Annotated in this window: 17 protein-coding genes and 3 tRNA genes; 11 read left to right on the top strand and 9 right to left on the bottom strand. The window is 33.7% G+C overall.

Annotated elements, in window-relative coordinates; genetic code table 11:
- Nucleotides 1-2: 2 nt before the first annotated feature.
- Complete coding sequence (polX, locus tag VFM92_RS03835; RefSeq protein ID WP_414675562.1) at nt 3-1715, bottom strand: DNA polymerase/3'-5' exonuclease PolX; 1713 nt, start codon at nt 1713-1715, stop codon at nt 3-5.
- Between the two features lie 130 nt (nt 1716-1845).
- Here polX and VFM92_RS03830 point away from each other — a divergent pair, with 130 nt between their 5' ends.
- Genes VFM92_RS03830 through VFM92_RS03820 form a run of 3 tightly spaced genes read left to right on the top strand, consistent with a single transcriptional unit; the run spans nt 1846 to nt 4872 of the window.
- Complete coding sequence (locus VFM92_RS03830; protein WP_325120870.1) at nt 1846-3366, top strand: hypothetical protein; 1521 nt, start codon at nt 1846-1848, stop codon at nt 3364-3366.
- 31 nt (nt 3367-3397) lie between these two features.
- Entirely contained in the window at nt 3398-3946 is a 549-nt protein-coding gene (gene pyrR / locus VFM92_RS03825) for a bifunctional pyr operon transcriptional regulator/uracil phosphoribosyltransferase PyrR (protein WP_325120869.1), read from the top strand.
- Nucleotides 3943-4872 (top strand): aspartate carbamoyltransferase catalytic subunit, encoded by a 930-nt coding sequence (locus tag VFM92_RS03820; RefSeq protein ID WP_325120868.1) that lies wholly within the window; start codon nt 3943-3945, stop codon nt 4870-4872. The genes pyrR and VFM92_RS03820 overlap by 4 nt, the downstream gene beginning before the upstream one ends.
- On the opposite strand, the gene VFM92_RS03815 is transcribed toward VFM92_RS03820, so the two are convergent.
- Together VFM92_RS03815 and VFM92_RS03810 are read right to left on the bottom strand one after the other, a co-directional pair.
- On the bottom strand, nt 4869-5159 hold the full coding sequence (locus VFM92_RS03815) for a hypothetical protein (protein ID WP_325120867.1): 291 nt from the start codon (nt 5157-5159) through the stop codon (nt 4869-4871). The two genes, VFM92_RS03820 and VFM92_RS03815, sit on opposite strands and share 4 nt — an antisense overlap.
- A gap of 55 nt (nt 5160-5214) precedes the next feature.
- On the bottom strand, nt 5215-5517 hold the full coding sequence (locus VFM92_RS03810) for a hypothetical protein (RefSeq protein WP_325120866.1): 303 nt from the start codon (nt 5515-5517) through the stop codon (nt 5215-5217).
- 139 nt (nt 5518-5656) lie between these two features.
- On the opposite strand from VFM92_RS03810, the gene VFM92_RS03805 reads away from it, so the two are divergent.
- Complete coding sequence (locus VFM92_RS03805; RefSeq protein WP_325120865.1) at nt 5657-7027, top strand: cystathionine beta-synthase; 1371 nt, start codon at nt 5657-5659, stop codon at nt 7025-7027.
- A gap of 159 nt (nt 7028-7186) precedes the next feature.
- Here VFM92_RS03805 and VFM92_RS03800 read toward each other — a convergent pair.
- The 3 genes from VFM92_RS03800 to VFM92_RS03790 all read right to left on the bottom strand — a co-directional run bounded on the left by VFM92_RS03800 (nt 7187) and on the right by VFM92_RS03790 (nt 7583).
- A tRNA-Leu gene (locus VFM92_RS03800) sits at nt 7187-7270 on the bottom strand.
- Nucleotides 7271-7343: 73 nt separating this feature from the next.
- A tRNA-Lys gene (locus VFM92_RS03795) sits at nt 7344-7416 on the bottom strand.
- A gap of 94 nt (nt 7417-7510) precedes the next feature.
- Nucleotides 7511-7583 (bottom strand) — tRNA-Lys (locus VFM92_RS03790).
- A 139-nt stretch (nt 7584-7722) separates the two neighbouring features.
- On the opposite strand from VFM92_RS03790, the gene VFM92_RS03785 reads away from it, so the two are divergent.
- The 4 genes from VFM92_RS03785 (at nt 7723) to VFM92_RS03770 (ending at nt 11491) form a co-directional block, all read left to right on the top strand.
- Nucleotides 7723-8442: a hypothetical protein gene (locus VFM92_RS03785; RefSeq protein WP_325120864.1), complete on the top strand. Its 720-nt coding sequence runs from the start codon at nt 7723-7725 to the stop codon at nt 8440-8442.
- Between the two features lie 78 nt (nt 8443-8520).
- Nucleotides 8521-9921 carry a 23S rRNA (uracil(1939)-C(5))-methyltransferase RlmD gene (rlmD, locus tag VFM92_RS03780; protein WP_325120863.1) on the top strand — a complete coding sequence of 467 codons (1401 nt, stop codon included), beginning with the start codon at nt 8521-8523 and terminating at the stop codon, nt 9919-9921.
- A gap of 508 nt (nt 9922-10429) precedes the next feature.
- On the top strand, nt 10430-10996 hold the full coding sequence (locus VFM92_RS03775; protein ID WP_325120862.1) for a PAS domain-containing protein: 567 nt from the start codon (nt 10430-10432) through the stop codon (nt 10994-10996).
- Between the two features lie 72 nt (nt 10997-11068).
- Nucleotides 11069-11491, top strand: coding sequence for an ATP-binding protein (locus tag VFM92_RS03770; protein ID WP_325120861.1), 423 nt, complete (start codon nt 11069-11071; stop codon nt 11489-11491).
- Nucleotides 11492-11524: 33 nt separating this feature from the next.
- On the opposite strand, the gene VFM92_RS03765 is transcribed toward VFM92_RS03770, so the two are convergent.
- The 3 genes from VFM92_RS03765 to VFM92_RS03755 all read right to left on the bottom strand — a co-directional run bounded on the left by VFM92_RS03765 (nt 11525) and on the right by VFM92_RS03755 (nt 14177).
- Nucleotides 11525-11704, bottom strand: coding sequence for an ATP-binding protein (locus tag VFM92_RS03765; RefSeq protein ID WP_325120860.1), 180 nt, complete (start codon nt 11702-11704; stop codon nt 11525-11527).
- 71 nt (nt 11705-11775) lie between these two features.
- On the bottom strand, nt 11776-11961 hold the full coding sequence (locus VFM92_RS03760; protein ID WP_325120859.1) for an alpha/beta hydrolase: 186 nt from the start codon (nt 11959-11961) through the stop codon (nt 11776-11778).
- 323 nt (nt 11962-12284) lie between these two features.
- A complete protein-coding gene (locus VFM92_RS03755) occupies nt 12285-14177 on the bottom strand; it encodes an OmpA family protein (RefSeq protein ID WP_325120858.1) in 1893 nt (630 codons plus the stop codon).
- A 256-nt stretch (nt 14178-14433) separates the two neighbouring features.
- On the opposite strand from VFM92_RS03755, the gene lon reads away from it, so the two are divergent.
- The 3 genes from lon to hslU are packed head-to-tail and all read left to right on the top strand — an operon-like array spanning nt 14434 to nt 19363.
- Entirely contained in the window at nt 14434-16929 is a 2496-nt protein-coding gene (gene lon, locus VFM92_RS03750; protein ID WP_325120857.1) for an endopeptidase La, read from the top strand.
- Complete coding sequence (gene porQ, locus VFM92_RS03745) at nt 16926-17978, top strand: type IX secretion system protein PorQ (RefSeq protein WP_325120856.1); 1053 nt, start codon at nt 16926-16928, stop codon at nt 17976-17978. Before lon ends, porQ begins: the two co-directional genes overlap by 4 nt.
- The gene (hslU, locus tag VFM92_RS03740) at nt 17975-19363 is read left to right on the top strand and encodes an ATP-dependent protease ATPase subunit HslU (protein ID WP_325120855.1); all 1389 of its coding nucleotides are present in this window, start codon (nt 17975-17977) and stop codon (nt 19361-19363) included. The genes porQ and hslU overlap by 4 nt, the downstream gene beginning before the upstream one ends.
- Nucleotides 19364-19437 lie beyond the last annotated feature (74 nt).

Genomic DNA, 19437 nt, shown 5'->3' with positions numbered 1-19437 from the left:
TCTTATACTTTTGAAAGTGCTGACTTTTTACGGTCACTAAAGTATTGTGATATTTCTTCAATACTCTTTGCGTTGAACGTTTCTTTAGCTGTTAATCCAGCTTTTCTTCCAACAGAGAGTCCATAATACATATCATGATAACCATTTGTTTCATGAGCATCAGGATTTATCGATATTTGAATGCCCTTATCTAATGCGTATCGAACATATCGCCAATCTAAATCTAAGCGCCATGGATGGGCATTAATTTCAATCACTACTCCATATTCGGCACAAGCATCTATTACTGCTTTATGATTAATGGGATAGCCTTTTCTCTGGAGTAACAATCGCCCTGTTGGATGACCCAAAATAGTGGTGAAAGGATTTGCAATAGCATTTAAAAGTCTATTAGTAGCTGTTTTTTCATCCATGCTCAGAGGCGAATGGATAGAAGCCACCACAAAATCAAAGCTTTTAAGGACATCATCTGCATAATCAAGAGAACCATCATTTAGAATATCAGATTCAATTCCCTTGAAAATTTTAAATGGAGCTAATTTTTTATTAAGAATGTCTATTTCCTCATGTTGTTTTTGAACTCTAAATTCTTGCAAACCATTGGCATAGGAAGCAGTTTTACTATGGTCACTTATACCCAAATAATCATACCCTAACTCTGTACAATAATGAGCCATTTCTTCCAGCGAGTTTTTTCCATCACTATAGGTACTATGATTATGTAAAATTCCTTTCAAATCACTCATTTCAACTAACTTAGGAATCGCATTTTCTTTTGCCCAATCCAACTCCCATAAACCTTCCCTAAGCTCAGGCGCAATAAATGGAAATTCTGCTGCCTTATAAATATCCTCTTCGGAATTAAATTGTTTTTCTTTCAGCATATTACCGAAAGAACTGCCATTTTTCAATTCTGCGTTCAGATGTTTCGGATGAGCGGTGGTTTTAAATAAATCATTAATAAATTGTTCTTTAGAAGTGAAATTCAGATTGATTTCTGCTTTCAGGGGTTTATAAAGGAATTTCAAACTTAATGGACCAGAATTCTTTTTATCCAATTCAAAATATTCGTTTTTAGAAACATACTGAATAATTTTCGCCTTGTTTTCAGAAGCAACCAGAATTTCTAAGGGTTTTATTACCTCCATTTTTCTTCTGATATCAGCAGTAACTGATACTTCCTTTACTCCTTCTATAGATTTTAATTCTTTTACAATTTGCTCAGCTAACTGAGACGCTTCCCTATAATGAAGATATCCTCTCCAACTTAATTTAAATTCAACAGCCTCTTCCAACTTAGCTTGTGTTTTATCTCCAAAACCTTTTAAAGCAGCTATTTTATTATTCTTACATGCAATCAATAAATCATCAAGATTTTCAATTTGCAGCTTCTCCCAAATAATCTTAATTTTCTTTGGGCCAAAGCCACTCAATTGCATCATTTCAAATATACCTTCAGGAGTTTTAGCACTCAACTCATCAAAAAGTTCAAAGGAACCATGTTGATTGATATCAGAAATAGCTTGAGCCAAACTTTTACCTACACCCTCTATTTTCTGCAATTCATCTGTGGATAATGTAGCCAAACTTTTATTGAAACGTTCTAAGCTATTAATTGCAGATTGATAACTTTTAATTTTAAAATCATTTTCACCGTGTAACTCCATGAGCTTTGCGGTATTTTTTAATATTTTTATTATTTGTTTATTTTCCAAAGCTTTTTGATTTTTGGTAAAATTAAAATATATATTGAGAAGGATAACGGTTACTTTCCGTATTTTTTGTATCTAACAAAACTGGCAAAGTTATGTTATCATAGTTGAATAACCTATCACCACTTTTTATATGAACTTAAAAATTACATTAATCCTCCTTCTATCTGTTATAAGTTTCCAAGTCTTCGGGCAGATATCGCAGCCATTAAGGTATGAAGCTGAAATAAATGATTTCAATCAAGAATATTTTATAGTTTCTGCAAAAGAAGATGGATTATTCCTGTTCAGGCAATTAAACGACAGACCAAGTTTTAAAGAGTTTGCATGGGAAATCATCAGATTGGATACTTCTTTCAATGAAATAAGTCGCAAGGAAGTAATCATTGAAAATACTTTTACTTTTAAAGGATATAGTTATAGCAATGGTAGGTTTGTAATGCTTTTTCAGGAAGGAGATGTTTATGCACGTGACCTTCTTTTTCTTACGTTTACTTTGGAAGAAGATGGTTTTAAATCCTACCTCTATGAAAATTTGGTACCCATAAGATTGACAGAATTTGAAATGAAAAATGATGCTGTAATCTTTGGTGGGGATGTAAATATGCGCACAGTTGTAATGATCTATAATTTCACAGCTGAAAAAGGGGTTGTTTTACCAGGATTTTATAACGAAAGAAGTAATCTTTTGCAAATTGTAACGGATACAGATGATGATTTAGTAAGAATTATAACCTCTGACCGATTTCTTAATAAAAGATTTGGAGTTACTATTAGAGCTTATTCAACCATGGGAGAACAAATATTTACAGAAGAATTAGCTGCTAAAAATGACTTTAGTTTAACCGATGGTAGGATTGTCAATAGTAGCGATGGCGGAAATCTTTTAGCAGGTACTTATTCTGTCAGAAGAAGAACTGAGACATCAAGAGGAATATATGTTGCTGATTTAGAAAAAAGTCTTGAAGAACAAATACAATATTACAATTATGCTGAATTGGATAATTTCTTTAATTACATGAAAGAAAGACGGAAAAATAGAATCAAAAAAAGAATAGCTAGAAAAAAGGTAAAGGGTCGTAAACTACGATTTAGTTATCGACTTTTTGTACAAGATATAATTAAGCAGAATAATCAAAATATATTAATAGGTGAAGCATATTATCCTACCTATTCAAACAGCTCTTCAGGATTTTCTTTCTATAACTATGATCCCTTTATGAGTAGAAACACTGATCAAGTTTTTGATGGATATAAATACACACATGCCGTTATAGTTGCATTTGATGATAATGGAAATTTACTTTGGGACAATAGTTTTGAAATCAAAGACTTAAAAAGCTTTCAGCTTGAAGAGCATGTGCAACTAGCTTTTCTCGACCAACAAATTGTAATGCTGTATTTATTTGACCAAAAATTACAAATTAAAATAATTGAAGGGGATGAAATTGTAGAAGGAAAATATAGCGAAGAACTTAAACTGATGTACGAAAATGATGAAATGAGAGGGAATGATGAAAATTTGGAAGGTTTAGAAAAATGGTATGGAAATAATTTTTATGCATTTGGAGTGAATAAAGTTAAAAACTTAAGGGATGAAGATATTAAGCTAAATAGAAAAGTATTTTTTATCAATAAAATCGTGGTCGAATAAATCATCAGTTTATTATATTTGTGCAAGCACAATGGAAAAACGTTTGATTCTAGATACCGACCTTTTACAAATTACCATCAATAGGTTAGTGGAAGAACTGATCGAAAACCATAAAGATTTCCAAAATACAGTTTTGATTGGCTTACAGCCGCGAGGTGTATTCTTAGCCCAAAGAATTCAAAAGCGTTTGAATGAAAGACTTAAAAAGGAACTTCCTCTCGGACTTTTAGACACCACCTTCTATAGAGATGATTTTAGGAGGAGAGATACACCTTTGAAGGCTAATGCCACCAAGATTCCATTCATAATTGAAGACAAAAAAGTAATTTTAATAGATGATGTGCTTTTCACTGGACGTACAGTCAGAGCCGCTCTAGATGCTATGATTGCTTTTGGAAGACCCCGCTTGGTTGAGTTACTCACTTTTATTGATAGAAAATATACAAGAGATTTACCAATTCAAGCTGATTATGTTGGAAGAAGAGTAAATACCATTAAAACGCAAAGAGTATTAGTTGAATGGACAGAACAAGGTGCAGAAAGTGATAAAATCTGGTTAGTGACAAACGAAGAAAAATGACAAATTTAAGTGTAAATCATTTATTGGGTATCAAAAACTTAACAGAAGATGATATTCAATTAATTTTTCAAACTGCCGACCATTTTAAAGAAGTTATCAATCGACCCATTAAAAAAGTCCCCTCCCTTCGAGATATTACTATAGCTAACATTTTTTTTGAAAACTCCACAAGAACTAAATTATCATTTGAATTAGCAGAAAAAAGATTATCCGCTGATGTGATAAACTTCTCTTCATCGAACAGTTCTGTTAAAAAAGGAGAAACCCTTCTAGATACCGTCAACAATATCCTTTCGATGAAAGTAGATATGGTAGTAATGAGGCACTCTAGTGCAGGGGCTGCTCACTTTTTAGCAAGGCATATAAAAGCTAACATAATAAATGCAGGCGATGGTACACATGAACATCCAACGCAAGCATTATTGGATACCTATTCTATCAGAGAACAGATTCAAGATCTAAATGGGAAAAAGGTCGCAATCATTGGTGATATATTACACTCAAGAGTAGCATTATCAAATATTTATGCCTTAAAAAAGCTTGGTGCAGAGGTAATGGTATGTGGACCTGCAACACTTTTACCAAAATACATTGCTGAATTAGGTGTGAAAATTAGTTGGGATGTAAAAGAGGCTTTAGAATGGTGTGATGTGGCAAATATTTTAAGAATCCAGCTAGAAAGACAGCAATTAAAATATTTCCCATCTTTAAGAGAATACGCTCTCTATTATGGAGTAAATAAAAAACTACTAGACAGTCTTGAGAAAGAAATCATTGTTATGCATCCAGGACCCATCAATAGAGGAGTAGAAATCAGTAGCGATGTTGCCGATTCAAAGCAGTCCATTATTTTGAATCAAGTTGAAAATGGAGTCGCTGTAAGAATGGCTGTACTTTACTTGCTTGCACAAAACAGGCAGAATTAAGATTCTGCCTGTAATATAAATTGGGTTAATTCTTGGTTTGCACTTGGACCGAAACCATCAGCTATAGTGCCCTTTTTACCTGATTTGGTAGTAATCTGATATAATATTGATAAGTCATCAGGATTGGATTTTCCTTCAAATCTATATTCTTCCACTTTAGAAATATCTTCTTGCTTAAAAGAATCATCTTCAGTTCTCAATTGACCATCTTCAAAGAAAAAATCTTCAGTATAACCTTGATTTCTTAATTCTTTTATTTTCTCTGTTACTGTGTTCATTGAATCCATAATATCCTTTTGTTTAGTTAAAAGTACGGACTCTAGCTGAAATGGTTAAACAATTCTAATCTTCGATTGCTTCAAAATAATTAACTAAAGGGAACTCACCAGTCGCATCCATAGTATCAACTGCATAACCTAATTCGCCATCATTAGTCATGAATGTAATCACTATAGAACCCTTATCTTCATATAAATACTCTGCTTCTACAGAAACTTGTTCTGCAACATAATGCTTCTCAATTTGTCTATCGTCTTCTTCCCTTCTTAGGACTAATTCACCATTTTCAAACTGAAAACTATTATTATATCCATAATCAGATAGTTCGTTAATTTTAAATGCGATTTGTGAATTAAGATTTTGCATAGTTTTCTTTAATTATTCTACTACAAAGAACGTTGGTAAACTATATACTGTTATTCTTAAAAGAATCTCAATATTACATACGTCACATTTCAATGATGATTTTAAATAACTAACTTTGTGGAAAGCAAATTGAAAAAAAATGTACTATAACTCTATTATAGAGACCATTGGAAATACTCCATTGGTAAAATTAAATAAGGTCAACAAAGGAATACCAGGAACTATACTGGTAAAAGTTGAATATTTCAATCCTGGCAACTCCATGAAAGATAGAATGGCTATCAAGATGGTGGAAGATGCTGAAAAAGAAGGCAAGCTAAAACCAGGAGGAACCATTATTGAAGGAACATCGGGAAATACTGGCATGGGTCTAGCTTTAGCGGCTATCTCAAAAGGCTATAAATGTGTGTTTACCTTAGCGGATAAACAGTCGAAAGAAAAAATGGATATACTTCGTGCAGTTGGTGCAGAAGTAATTGTTTGCCCTACCAATGTAAGTCCAACTGATCCTCGCTCCTATTATTCAGTAGCCAAAAAGATACACGAAGAAACACCTAACTCTATTTATCCGAACCAATATGATAATATGTCTAACTCACGGGCACATTATGAAACAACAGGACCAGAGATTTGGGAGCAAACAGAAGGTAAAATAACGCATTGGGCTGCAGGAGTTGGAACAGGAGGTTCCATGTGTGGTACTTCTAAATTTTTGAAAGAACAAAATTCGAAAATAGTAAGTGTGGGCATCGATTCATATGGCTCAGTTTTCAAGAAATATAAAGAAACTGGTGTATTTGATGAAAAAGAAATCTACCCTTATTTAACTGAAGGAATTGGAGAAGATATTTTGCCAAAAAATGTTGACTTTGATATGATAGACCATTTTGTAAAGGTAACTGACAAAGATGGTGCTATCATGACCAGAAGATTAGCTAAGGAAGAAGGTCTATTCTGTGGATGGTCATGTGGTTCAGCAGTTCATGGAGCACTTGAGTATGCCAAAGAAAATCTTAAAGAAGATGATATGATGGTGATAATTCTTCCTGACCATGGAACTCGATACTTAGGCAAAATTTATAATGATGATTGGATGCGTGATCATGGATTTTTAGAAAATAATGATTATGCAACAGCAAAAAATATTATTAAAAAAAGAAATGGTAGCTACAAACTAATCAGTGTTGATAGCGACAAAAAAATTGGTGAAGTGGTCAGATTATTAGATGAATTATCTATTTCACAATTACCAGTAACTAAAGCAGGTGAATTTGTGGGTAGTATTTCAGATACGAAGTTGTTGAATAAATTAGTGGAAAATCCTGAATTGAAAACAAAGTCAATATCTGAAATAATGGACGATCCTTTTAAATTTATTGCATATAACACTACTGTAGATACTATTTCTTCAATGATGAACCATGGCGATAAAGCATTGATGGTCTTAGATGATAAAAATGAAGCACATATTATTACCAAACAAGACTTATTAATGGCATTTGCTGATTAATTATAAAGAAGTAACTATAAAACCTTTCGGGTTTGAGAATAAAATCTGGCTTAAGTTGACCATTGATAACAGTTAGATATTTAAACCTAATCGGTATTACGTACTTTTAGTTAAAACAAAAAAGGCTGTGAAATTTAATTTCTCAGCCTTTTTTACTTGTGCGCACGAGAAGATTCGAACTTCCACACCAGTTAAGGCACCACCCCCTCAAGGTGGCGTGTCTACCAATTTCACCACGTGCGCTTTTGAGCTTAAGCAAATATACATGCTAAAACTAAAAAACCTATCCATTTTTCAACAGATAGGTTTGTATTAGTGACTCGCTTGGGGTTCGAACCCAAGACCCCATCCTTAAAAGGGATGTGCTCTACCAGCTGAGCTAGCGAGTCATAATTGTTTTGGGAAAAAAAAGGCTCTGATTCACTTAACCAGAGCAATTTAATAATTTGTTGTACGAAATTGTTTACAACTTTATATTTTATGTGACTCGCTTGGGGTTCGAACCCAAGACCCCATCCTTAAAAGGGATGTGCTCTACCAGCTGAGCTAGCGAGTCATGATATCTTCAAATCAAACTCAAGATAATTCTCTCAATCAACCTACTCAATACTTGAGTTCCGAGTCTTTTTGTTGCTTTTAAGAAGTCATTTTCCTTAATTGCGTTGCAAAGGTAAGTACTAATTAATAAAATGCAAATGCAATACTTCAAATTTCTAATTTCTTCTCTTTTTCTTTTCATCATTACTACCACAGGTGCATTTACACAGTCCCTTGAAAAGGAACTAGTTAAGGCCGATTCTTTATATGAAAAGAAGCAATATATCAGTGCAATAAAAATTTATAAGAAAATTTATGAAGAGGGAAATTCAAGTCCTGCAATGCTCTTAAAGTTAGCTCGCATTGAAGAAGGAATGGGAAATCAAGGTCAATCTATGTATTATCTTGAAAAATATTATCAATTTACAAAAGATGAAAAAGCACTATCCTATTTAGAAGAAACTGCAGAGAGTAAAAATGCAATCGGTTTTGATTATGGTGTAGCTTATCAAGCCAATTTAATTTATAAAGAATGGAAAATCTATTTTCAATTATTCTTTTCTATCGTCATTATTTTTGCCGTGGGAATGATGTTAAAAAATAAAACCGCTGTTTCTAAGAAGAAAAATTATTTTACACTAGCTATAATTCCTCTTCTAATTGTTGCTTTTATCAATAATTACGATGGGAAATCAGAAGCTATAATCACAAAAACTCCAAGCTACCTGCTAGAAGGACCTTCAGCAGGTGCTAATTTGGCTGCAAGAGTTGAGGTGCCTGCTAAAATTCAAGTTAAAAATCAAACCGATGTTTGGAGTAAAATAATTTTTGAAGAGAAAGTAGCTTACATAAAAACTTCTCGCATCAAGCAATTATAATTGCTGAAGTTCTGTTAAAATAAGAAATTCTAACTTCTTGCTTTTCCCTTCAATATTATTAGGCTAATTTTGCAGATTATGGCGAGAAAACCACACCCAATTATTAAAGAATTAGAGATTGAAAAAATTGCTTCTGAAGGTAAAGCATTAGGCTACTATAAGGAAAAAGTAGTATTTGTTGCTGGCACTGCCCCAGGAGATATTATTGACGTCAGAGTTCACAAGAAAAAGAAAAGTTTCCTAGAGGGTAGCGCTATTAAATTTCATAAAAAATCAGATTTAAGAATTGAACCATTTTGCAGCCATTATGGTGTCTGTGGGGGTTGTAAATGGCAACACTTAAGTTATCAAGACCAATTAGGCTTCAAAAGCGAGCAAGTTAAAGATGCTTTAGAACGAATTGCAAAAGTGGAGCTGCCTGAGATAAAACCAATTCTTGGTTCTAAAAACACTACTTTCTACAGAAACAAAATGGAGTACACTTTCTCCAACAACAGGTGGCTCACGACTGAAGAAATAGAATCAGGAAAAGAATTTGAGTCCGATGCTTTGGGTTTTCATATCCCTAAAAGATTTGATAAGATTGTTCAGATTGAAAAATGCTATTTGCAAGCTGATCCTTCCAATGCTATTCGGAATGCTGTAGATAAATTTTCTAAAGAAAATAACATTACCTATTTCAATTTAATTAAGCAGGTAGGCTTTTTGAGAAACTTAATCATACGCACCTCTTCTACAGGTCAAACTATGGTTATTTTACAAGTAGCTGAAGAAAACGAAGAATGGTTGAACATGGTGTTGGAGCATATCAAAGATAACTTTCCAGAAATCACCTCTCTACTATATATTTTGAACCAAAAAGGAAATGAGACTTTCTTTGATTTGGATGTACATGTTTTTTACGGAAAAGATCATATCATTGAAGAAATGGAAGGACTTCAATTTAAGATTGGCCCGAAATCATTTTATCAAACCAATTCCGATCAAGCTTTCGAATTATATAAAGTTGCTAGAAATTTTGCAGGTATGAAAGGAGATGAAATTGTTTATGATCTATACACAGGAACGGGGACAATTGCAAACTTCATTGCCAGGAGTGCTAAAAAAGTTATTGGGGTTGAATATGTACCAGAAGCCATTGAAGATGCAAAAGTTAATGCAGAATTAAATAATATTGATAATTCAGTTTTTTTTGCTGGTGATATGAAAGATGTATTCAATGATGAATTTTTAGGTCAGCATGGAAAGGCTGATGTAATTATTACCGATCCTCCTAGAGCTGGTATGCATCCTGATGTCATTAATACTTTATTGAATATTGCTGCCAAAAAAATTGTTTACGTAAGCTGTAATCCTGCAACTCAGGCTCGGGATTTAGCTCTATTAGATGAAAAATATAAGGTCACAAAAGTTCAACCAGTTGATATGTTTCCGCAGACACACCATGTGGAAAATGTAGTTTTGTTGGAAATAAGATAAGCACTTAACTTAAATAGGTAATTACATAATTTTCTTTTCGAAAAATATGATGTGGTATCCTTAAATTCTCATTTTGTGATAATGATGAAACCAAGCTAGTTTGAAAACACTAACTTATAACAGTTCGACTCCTTCGAATAATTAAATTTGCAAATTTAATCTGTTTAATATAAATAGGATTCCTGATTATTTTTTTATTTTCACACCACCTAAAGCTTAATTCATCTTCCTAACTCCTATCATACTTAATCATAATAGAGAAATTTGAGATATATTTTGAATCGTATCCATTCATTTTCTATTTTTTTAAATATTGTAAAAATTACATTCCCCGTTTTTCTTTTATTTCCAAATATCTGTAACTTTCGAATTGTTTAACAGTTTAATGAAAAACATGTATAAAAATTAAACAGGTTCATTTCAAAAATTTAAGACTCTAATCCGTAAATAAATTTTAAGATAAGATCTTTAAAAGACTACTAAAAGGTCAATTTATAAAAGCAATCAAATGAACGATTTGAAAAGATTGAATGAAGAATTAGAAAATTATTTTCAAAATACCATTATCCCACAATTATTTGTTGATGCTGACTTAATCCTCCGGAAATTCACTCCACCAGCAATGAAGCAATTTAACCTTTCTGAAGAAGATTTGGGGAAGCATATAAGTGAACTTTCAGACAATATTCGCTATCCAACTATTGAAGAAAATATAAAGCGTGTAATTAACAGTAACCAAAATTTTGAAAAAGAAATCCAGACAACAGATTTCAGGTGGTACCAAATGAATATTTTACCATACATAATCAGGGAAGAAAACAAATCCAATGGTGTAATTATAACATTTGTGGATATCACTGACCGAATCGAAACTTTAAAACAATTTGAGAAGCTTAACCTAAATTATGAAAATATTATTTATACCATCTCTCATGATCTAAAAGGACCATTAGGCAATATAGAAGGCTTAATTCAATGGCTAAAAAATGCTCCAGATAGAGAATCAAGTGATGCAAAGTCCATGTTCAACAGACTAAACGAATCTGTCCAAAATATGAGGCGAATCATTGAATAGATTACAGCGTATAGTAATACCATCGATATCAAAAATCTTAATAATGAATCAGATAACGTCAATCTACATAAAATGATAGATGACGTTCAATTATCCTTAAAAGACAAAATTTTTAAATATTCTGCGAAAATTAATTCAGAACTCGAAGTGTCTGAAATTATGTTTTCCAGAAAGAAGATTAGGAGTATAGGATATAATCTTTTAAGTAATGCAATTAAATATACGCCCAAAGATAGGGCGCCACAGATTTATATAAAAACAGAGCAATTAAGCGGTTATGTACTTCTTTCTGTTAAAGACAACGGTATTGGCATTGCCAAAGAAAAGCAAGACAAGATTTTCTCTCGCTATAGCAGAATAGTGACAGATGTTGAAGGAATGGGAGTAGGTTTATTCATCGTAAAAAGAATGGTGGAAGATAGTGGTGGAGAAATTCAAGTTGAAAGTTCCTTGGGTACAGGATCAACTTTTAAAGTTTTTATTAAGACCTATTGAAATTTTATAAAAGAAAAAGAATTTTCACGAATTCTACAATTTATCTATAATAGGAAGCGTAAAATAGAATGTACTTCTTTTTCCTGATGCTGATTCTGCACCTATGCTTCCACCGTGCATTTCCACTATTCGTTTACAAGATGACAATCCTTTTCCAGTACTCGCAATGGAATCATCGCTATGCAAGCGCACCATAAATTCAAATATTTTCACTTCGTCTGTTTTTCAAACCCCATTCCATTATCATCTGGATATGCGTTTAAATCACTGTATTTTTCAACATTCTATGCATACTCAACGGAATTCCCTAAACCTACATGGTCGAATAATACAATTTCGTAATCTTCTTGAAAAACTGGAGTAATAAAACGCCACATATTTTGGTCGCAGCCATAACCATGAGCAAACATCATAGACGCACCTTTCACAAATCTATTAACATAATTTCTGACTATTATTTCCCTTTTCATAAATACTTAATGCTCCCTAATATTTAATAAAAAAATCTTACAGCTAAAAACTCAGGTAATATTTCATTCGATTTTAAAACTTATCAAGATTTCGATACGAATTCTTTTTAAATTTCTATTAGTACGAATACGGAACAGTTAATGCTTTATTAATTCATTTTGAAAAGTAGAACTCAATATATGTTAGCCAGGAAAATTAAGAATTGAAATTTTCTAAAGAGATAAATTTAAACTTTGGAATAAAAGGATAAATAGAAAGATTGCTTCATTCCACCATGTATAGCTACTGCTTTGAATCTTAATGAAATATTCTATTTAGTTTATTATTGATTTTTAGGACGGTAAATTTCAAACTCTACCCTCCTATTCAATCTTCTATCATTATCGGTCTTTTCATCTTTTACGATAGGCTGGCTGTTCCCTAATCCTTCCGCCACAACTCTATCTGCTTGTACAGGATGAAGTAAAATGATATAATCCCTTATTACATCTGCTCTCTTTTGAGAAAGTGACTTATTGGCAATTTCATCACCAGATGAATCCGTATGACCCGATATTCTTAATTTAAACTCAGGATAATCTAATAAAAAATCAACCACTTTATCTAAATCATAATACATATCTGGTCTTAAATCAGCTGAATTCTCTTCAAATTCAATTGATTTAAATCTGATTTTACTTGCCATCGGATCCACATTTTTATTTATGATTGTATCTCCAGTAAGAAAAAACATTTCTTCAAGTTTAAATAATTCATCAGATTGTACGACCAATACGTAATTGGCATTATTAATCAAATTAAATTCAAAACTACCGTCTTCTTTCGTAAATTTAGGTGCTATTTCGATGCCATTTTCTAAATCAACAATGGAAACTATTCCTCTGAATGGCTTACCTGCTACAGTATCTTTCACAACTCCAGAAACCTTTGTATTTGCTCCTGGTTGAGCTTCCATTGGCAATGGAAATGAAAATAAATCCAAATTACTACTCCTCATGGAAGAGTTTCCGGCATAAAATAAATCTTCAGATTCCGAATCAATAGTGAAATAATATTCATCACTTTCCGTGTTAATCAGTGGCCCTATATTTTGTGGTTCTCGCCATAAAAAATCAAGCGCTCTTGTTTTATAAATATCAAAACCACCAAAGTTTAATAAATGGCCATTAGAGCTGAAATATAAAATTTTATGCTTTGGATGAATAAAAGGACTCACTTCATTTCCTCTGGTATTGATAATAGGACCCAAATTTTTTGCAGTTGTCCATTCTCCATCATTTCCTTTTACAGAAAAATAAATGTCAGACAATCCAAATCCACCTATCCTATCTGAAGCAAAGAACAAGGTATCACCAGTAACCGATAAAGAAGGATGTGAGTCCCAAGCCTTAGAATTAATATTAGTTCCAAAATTTCGTGCTTTACTCCAGGTGCTATCTTCTTGCAAATGGGTTTCGTATAAATCACAATTCCCAAAACCATTTGGAGAGCCACATCTTGCAAAGATAATTTGATTACCTTCGGCATTCAAAGTTGAAGAACCCTCATTATATTGACTATTTACACCTCTCAACTGCACTGCCTCTTGCCACATCCCTTCTTCTTGAACTGAAATATACAAATCTTCATTGGACTCATTCGACAGCAAATTTCCGCTGATACTTCTTTTGGAGGTAAATATTAAGGTTTTATTATCTAGTGTTAAAGCAGGTGCATAATCTTCCATGTTGGAATTGATTTGCTTCCCCATACTTAACAATATTCCTCTTGGTGGCACCAAAGTGTCAATTGATTTTCTGAAATCAACCAATTCATAATAATAATCAATAGGCACATAATCATCGGTCTGTTCCAATTTGACAGAATCCAAGAATATCTCCATTTGTCGTAAATCAATTTTACTTTGGTGATGCTTTAAAGCAAGTCTGTATAAGCTTTTAGCTCGTTCGAGATCTCCATACAATTCTTCCAATTTCGCCATTTGCCAAATTAGACGAGTGTCTTTATAAAAGTTTTCGGTGGCAAATTGCATCACATAATCTTCAAGAAGTTTCTTTAATCTTTCCCAATGCTGCCCTTCTCGAGCTCTATTAATTTTATTTAACTCATTTTCGTCCTGGAAATAGTTAATTTGATTTACATTAGGGAAATAAAAAGGAAACAATTCTGCTGATTCTTTCTTAGATAAATCAATCTGAGGATTATATTGCCCCATAAGATTATCGGCAAAAGAAAACGTTAGGATTAAAAAGCAATATTTAAATGCGTGCTTCAAGACAATTTGATAGTTTTGCGGTAATTATGTCAGTATTATAAGTAGTAATATCCGAAAAATGTCGGAATTGCGACTAAAATAATTTCAAAATTAGACATTATTTTGTTGGCATAACAATTGAATTAGGCAAGCACCCGATTTATTCGGATGAATAAGAGATTTCAAATGCCAAATTGGCTGAAGATTAAATATATATATGGATTCAATATTTAAGCATCAACAGGTTTTTTCAGATATAAATGATGACGAGACGGGTGAGTTAATACAACTTATCTCAACAGACGAAGAAAATAGTATGCGAGAGGAAGAATTACCCAATCAGCTTCCAATCTTACCGATAAGAAATACAGTTCTTTTTCCTGGTGTAGTTATTCCGATTACTGTGGGTCGCCAAAAATCTATCAAGCTAGTTAAAAAAGCATATAAAGGAGATAGAATTATTGGGGTTGTTGCCCAATCAAACAGCAAGGTGGAGGACCCAGGTAAAGATGATATATACAATATTGGTACAGTAGCGCGTATTTTAAAAATGATTGTTTTGCCTGATGGAAATACCACCATTATCATTCAGGGAAAACAAAAATTTGAGGTTAAAGAAATCGTTCAGGAAGATCCTTTTCTGATTTCTACTTATCAGGAATTGGACGATGAGGAATTAGACCCAAAGCAAAAATCCAATAAGGCAGTAATTCAGTCTTTAAAAGATGCTGCCAGTAAAATATTAAAGCTAAATCCTGAAATCCCACAGGAAGCACAAGTTGCGCTCGATAATATCGAAAATCCGAATTTTTTAACTCATTTTCTTTCTTCTAACATCAATTCTGAAGTAGCAGAAAAACAAAAGCTATTGGAAAAAACCAATGCCAAAGAACGTGCTACTTTGCTTTTGGAATTTATGTTGAAAGACATCCAAATGCTGGAACTGAAAAATGAAATCCATAAAAAGGTTCATACCGATATTGACCAGCAACAAAGAGATTATTTTCTGAGGCAGCAAATCAGAGTTTTGCAAGATGAGCTTGGACAGGATAGTCCCGATCAGGAATTAGATAACTTCAGACTTAGAGCGCAGGATAAAAATTGGTCTAAAACGGTTCAGAAGCATTTTGACAAAGAAATCGATAAACTTTCCCGCATCAATCCGCAAGCTGCTGAATATCCGGTTGCCATGAATTATGTGGAATTGCTATTGGAATTACCATGGGGTGATTTAACCAAGGATAATTTCGATCTGAAAAGAGCTAAGAAAATTTTAGACCGTGACCATTACGGACTTGAAAAAGTAAAAGAAAGAATCATAGAATATCTTGCCGTTTTGAAATTGAAGCAAGATATGAAAGCCCCAATTTTGTGTCTTTACGGACCTCCTGGAGTGGGTAAAACTTCTTTGGGGAAATCAATATCCGATGCATTAGGAAGAAAATATGTCCGAATGTCACTGGGTGGCGTGCATGATGAAGCTGAAATCCGTGGACACAGAAAAACATATGTAGGCGCAATGCCAGGTAAAATTGTCCAGAATATGAAAAAAGCAGGAAAATCTAATCCTGTCTACATTTTGGATGAGATCGACAAGGTAAATTCTGATTTCCGAGGAGATCCTTCTTCGGCTTTGTTGGAAGTTTTAGATCCAGAACAGAATGAAACCTTCCAGGATAATTATCTGGAGGTGGAATATGATTTGTCAAACGTATTATTTATCGCCACCGCAAACTCATTAGATACTATTCATCCTGCTTTGAGAGACAGGATGGAAATTATTGAGGTAACGGGTTATACGTTGGAAGAAAAAGTAGAAATTGCGAAGAAGCACCTCATTCCTAAACAGAAAAAAGAGCACGGCTTAAAAGCAAAAGATGTTACTATCAGCAAAAAGGCAGTTGCTAAAATAATTGAAGACTACACTAGAGAATCAGGTGTAAGAGGCTTAGAAAGAACAATCGGAAAAGTCGTAAGAAATATTGCTAAATCCATTGCGATGGAGGAAGAGTTCAATAGTAAAATTGAACCAGAAGATGTTTTAAGAATTTTGGGAGCTGAGGCTTACGAAAAAGAAATCTATCAAGATAATGAAACTGCTGGCTTGGTAACTGGTCTAGCCTGGACTTCAGTTGGTGGCGAAATTCTTTTTATAGAATCGAGCTTAAGTAGAGGAAAAGGAAAATTAACACTTTCTGGACAGCTGGGTGATGTGATGAAAGAATCGGCTATGACTGCCCTATCCTATTTACGTTCTCATGCAGATGAATTAGGAATCCATCATAAGATATTTGACCATTATGATTTGCATATTCACGTTCCAGCGGGTGCAGTTCCAAAGGATGGTCCATCAGCTGGTATCGCAATGATTACTTCACTTGCTTCGATATTTACACAAAGAAAAGTAAAATCAAGATTAGCGATGACAGGTGAAATCACTCTAAGAGGGAAAGTATTGCCCATTGGTGGTCTGAAAGAAAAAATATTAGCGGCAAGAAGAGCTGGAATTAAAGATGTGATTTTATGTCAAAGAAATAAAAAAGACATTGATGAAATCGATACACGATACATCAAAGGTTTAAATATTCATTTTGTTGATCAGGTAAATGAAGTATTAGAAATTGCTTTGTTGAAAGAGCAAATCAAGAATCCGATTGATTTCGTGATTCCTGAGGATGACAACAAAAAAACAGTATCCGCCAAGATTTTATGAGTTGGCAAAAGGTCATAGCAAGCCTTTTGGTAATCTGTTTGACAATGTCTTCAGCTTATGGCCAAATTGGTGGTTTACGCGCATTTGAATTTTTAGAAACGCCTAATCATGCCCGAATAGCTGGATTAGGAACTGTAAATGTGAGTTCAAATGCAGGAGATGTCAATATGATTTGGCAAAATCCTGCACTGCTGAATTCTGGAATGAATGGGCAACTTTCTTTTAGCCTAAATCCTTATTTTTCAGATATTTACGGCAGTCAATTAACTTATGCTCAGGACTTTGAGAAGCTCGGCATTTTCAGTTTTGGCGTGACTTATTTCAATTATGGTCAATTTGAAGGCTTTGATAATACAGGTGGTTCTACCGAAGATTTTAGAGCTTCCGATTATGTCATTCAAGTAAGCCATGCGAGAGAAGATGGTGTATTTCGATACGGAGCCAGTCTAAAATTTGTAAGCAGTCAAATTAGTGGCTTTCATCAATCTGCACTATTGACTGATTTAGGAGGTGCTTTTGTGCATCCTGAAGAAGAGCTAAGTGTCGGATTAGTCATCAAAAACTTAGGTTTTTTTACCTCAAAATACATGGAAGAAAATAGAAATCTTCCATTTGATGTACAATTAGGCGGAACTTATAAACCAGAGTTTATGCCTTTCCGTTTCTCCTTAACATTGAACCGACTTTATCAATATGATTTAAGCTATTTTGATGGAAGTTTGATTAGTGATAATAACAATCAAGTTTTTACGGATGTGAATAACAACCCACCATCTACATTCGATAAAATTTTTCAGCACGTTACAATTGGAACTGAAATAATGTTAGGAAAGAATTTGAATTTAAGAGCTGGTTATAATCATCTTATCCGACAGTCGTTAAGCAATGAACAAGAAGGCGGTGCGGGTGGTTTTACGGTTGGCGTTTTTATTCAAACTAAAAAATTTAATATGGGGTATTCAAATGCCATTTACCAAGCGGGTGGTTTTGCCCATTTTATAACGCTGGGAACCAATTTGAAAGAATTTGTAAAGAAGAAAAAATCATGAACAATAATTTATTTTTGACACCTAAAGAAATCGTTGCAGAACTCGATAAATATATAATCGGCCAGAATGATGCTAAACGTAATGTTGCCATTGCTTTACGTAACCGATGGAGGAGAATGAATACTCCCATTGAAATTCAAGGCGAGATAATTCCAAATAATATTTTAATGATTGGAGCAACTGGTGTGGGTAAAACAGAGATTGCCCGCAGATTAGCAAAAATTGCTGATGCTCCATTTACGAAAGTGGAAGCTTCTAAATATACGGAAGTTGGTTACGTAGGAAGAGATGTAGAAAGCATGGTGCGTGACTTAGTAGAACAATCAGTAAACTTAGTAAAAGCAGCCAAAAAAGAGGAAGTAAAATCAAAGGCAACACAAGCTGTAGAAGATATCATTTTGGATGCTTTGATTCCTCCTATGAAATCAAACAGTCAACGACCTGTCAGCACCACTGCCGATAATCAAGTACCAGATAATGATTATGAGTTGAATCAAAAAACTCGGGAGCGTTTCAGAGAGAAATTACGCAATGGAGAACTAGAAGACCGCAAAATTGATATTAATGTTAAAACCGCTGCTAATAATGGCATGGGCATGATTGGCGGAGGAATGATGGATGAAGCTTCTATGATAAATCTTCAGGATATGTTAAGTAACATGATGCCGAAGAAAAATAAGAAGCGTAAAGTCACCATTGAAGAGGCTAGAAAAATCTTAATTGATGAAGAAGTTTCCAAGCTGATTGACATGGATGAAGTGAAAGAAGAAGCCATCAAAAAGGCGGAAAATGCCGGGATGATTTTCATTGATGAGATTGATAAAATTGCAAAAGGAAGTGGGAATTCCAGTGGCGGTGATGTAAGCCGCGAAGGAGTGCAAAGAGATTTACTTCCGATAGTAGAAGGAAGTGCTGTGAATACCAAATACGGTATCATTCACACAGACCATATTTTATTCGTGGCAGCAGGAGCTTTCCATGTAAGCAAGCCATCTGATTTAATTCCTGAGTTGCAAGGTCGTTTCCCAATCAGAGTGGAATTAGATAGTCTTACTAAAGATGATTTCTTAAGGATATTGAAAGAGCCTAAAAATGCACTTACTAAGCAATACACAGCATTGGTAAAAGCAGAAGAAGTAGATTTGACTTTTGATGATGATGCGCTTGAGGAGTTAGCTGAAATCGCTTTTCAGGTCAATTCTGAAGTAGAAAATATCGGAGCAAGAAGATTACAAACGGTCATGAGCAAATTGCTTAATGAGCTGCTTTTCGATATTCCAGATAAAATTGGAGCCAATGCCAAAATTGTAGTGACCAAACAAATGGTAAGCGAAAAATTAGATGGTTTAGTAAAGGATAAAGACTTGAGTCAGTATATTCTTTAATCTCCCTTCAAATCTTATTAAAAGCCCGTAATTCTTAAGAGGATTGCGGGCTTTTGTTTTATGATAGATATTTA

The sequence above is a fragment of the Marivirga sp. genome (genome assembly GCF_035704835.1).
GTDB lineage: Bacteria > Bacteroidota > Bacteroidia > Cytophagales > Cyclobacteriaceae > Marivirga.
This window is presented reverse-complemented; position numbering and strand designations above follow the sequence as displayed.